This window comes from Candidatus Thiosymbion oneisti, from assembly GCF_004359955.1.
In the GTDB taxonomy this organism is placed as follows: Bacteria; Pseudomonadota; Gammaproteobacteria; order Chromatiales; family Chromatiaceae; genus Thiosymbion; species Thiosymbion oneisti.
The window spans coordinates 1-1306 of sequence record NZ_SMSC01000087.1 but is presented as its reverse complement, the minus strand read 5'-3'; the positions used below and the strand labels follow the sequence as shown (position 1 = coordinate 1306).

Genomic DNA, 1306 nt, shown 5'->3' with positions numbered 1-1306 from the left:
GTGATACCAAGGGGTATCTTCAAGGGAAACGAGAGCGGAGCGGGGAGCGGTCATAGTCGGACTCCTGGTCGTGTCGGGCTGAGAAGAATGCTAACTCAGTGGAAAAGTCGTGTCAAACAAGATGGGTGTCCTTTTTTTCGATTCTGGAGGGATGCAAAAGGCGGGATGCGCTGCGCTTTCCCGCCCTACGGTCCTTTTACCTCACCCCGAGAACGGGTCCTCACCACACAAGAAGGCACGGTGCACGCAGCGGCATACACAGTAATACCAAGGGGTGTCTTCGAGGGAAACGAGCGCTGAGCGGGAAGCAGTCATGGCAGATTCCCTGTGATTTGGTGTTGGGAAAGAGCTTAGCTTAAGGGTGGGAGAGACGCCAAACAAAGTGGGTGTCCTTTTTTGCGCAGAGTCCTGCGATAAGGTGTAAGGAGCGTAGAGGAAGGTGCCGACGGTAAGACAGGTAAGGAAACACGCATATCTCGGGTTCACGGCTTGCTCCTCAGGCAATATTGAAAACTTCCATACCCAACTCGAATCTCACACTCCCGGTACCGGCGTCCGGATCCGTGTTGGAGTAGGTCTGTGCGAAGACAGAGGCGCCATCCTGCATCACGGCGAGGACGACTTGGTAAGGTACATCTGCCGCGACCTTTGCGATCACAACTGACCACTCCAACAAAACGAATCCGGACTTCCCCGCAATCGCGGTTCCGATCGGATAGACATCGACATGGGCATCCGAGTCCACATCATCGGGATGGGCATCATTGAAGTTAAAGTCAGCTACTTGGTAAAGCGGATCGCGCCGCCCCTTGAGCCGAAGACTCAGCTCGTGCTTGATACGAGGCAGTCCGGTCATAACAACAGATAGGCTCGGGTTCTTGGCTGCTTTGAGCGTAATCATGCGAATTCTCCACGATGGTTCTTGGTTTACGACGTGAGTATTGTCGATAGATATCTACCTCTGCGCCCCAGAGAGCGGGCCGTAATCGGCCACCATCCTTGATTCAAGGCCCAACACGACGATGTCTTCATCCCATATCGTGTCAGCTCGACGACATGCTTGGTCCGGAGGCACCGCGCTCCGCAGTAGCTCATTAGCACTCTTCGGCCTGGATGCGGCGATCGCCCGCTCTGCATAGGGTTTGCGCACGTCGGTAGCTCTTGCAGGGTATGCCAAGAGTCGAGCTAGTCCCGGTGCAAAGATGAATTCCCTGGAGATGACCAAGGGTACAGCAGGTTGCTGCCGTCTACAATTACAACTTTTCCCATTCTTCTCTGCTTATTTCTGCTTGACGCAAGATTCTTG

Annotated in this window: 1 protein-coding gene; it reads right to left on the bottom strand. The window is 54.2% G+C overall.

Features of this window, described 5'->3' with window-relative positions; genetic code table 11:
- Positions 1–496: 496 nt before the first annotated feature.
- The gene (locus E1958_RS19510; RefSeq protein ID WP_133513354.1) at positions 497–901 is read right to left on the bottom strand and encodes a hypothetical protein; all 405 of its coding nucleotides are present in this window, start codon (positions 899–901) and stop codon (positions 497–499) included.
- Positions 902–1306: the final 405 nt, after the last annotated feature.